Origin of the sequence: Caballeronia terrestris (assembly GCF_001544515.1) — a bacterium.
In the GTDB taxonomy this organism is placed as follows: domain Bacteria; phylum Pseudomonadota; class Gammaproteobacteria; order Burkholderiales; family Burkholderiaceae; genus Caballeronia; species Caballeronia terrestris.
On the sequence record NZ_FCOL02000629.1, the window covers coordinates 1 to 539 of the forward strand.

The 539-nt window shown below is 60.3% G+C and carries 1 pseudogene; it reads left to right on the top strand.

Annotation, left to right across the window (positions count from 1 at the left end):
- Positions 1 to 219: pseudogene (locus AWB67_RS42950) on the top strand (bestrophin-like domain); the annotation flags it as partial.
- Positions 220 to 539 lie beyond the last annotated feature (320 nt).

Sequence of the window (539 nt, forward strand, 5' to 3'; positions counted from 1 at the left end):
CCATTGCTGATATCACTGGTGTTGTGATTCTCCGTTATCTTTTCCGCGTTTGGCCTGTTCGCACCCGCAAAACCGACAGTCATTGCTGCATTGTTTCTGGGCGCGCTATCTACTTCCGGCGCAATATTTCTGATCCTCGAGATGAACACACCGTTGGAAGGGGTGATAGAGGTCTCGCTTGCACCTAAGCGCGAGGCGCTCACCATGCTGGGCAAGTAGCGGCGAGTGGCGTCACACGCGGCAACCGTGGCACCCCCTTACCATGTTGATCGTTCGAAACCCTGTGAAGCAGACTGCCACGAAATAATCCATCGCAGCAATCGGGCGCGATCTGCGACGGTCGGATTGCCCGACGACGCGACTGACATGATCGGCGCGCGAAGGTCCGTTGTGTTAGGGGACCCGCCATCCTAATGTCCGCTGGCAAGCGCCGGACGACGGCCGGAGGTGGCCGAGAGCCGCGCTTCCCAATGTTCACCGAAAGCCGCGTCGGGCGAACTGCGCAGGCGGTGAAGGGAGCTTCGCGGCGCGAGCACCCG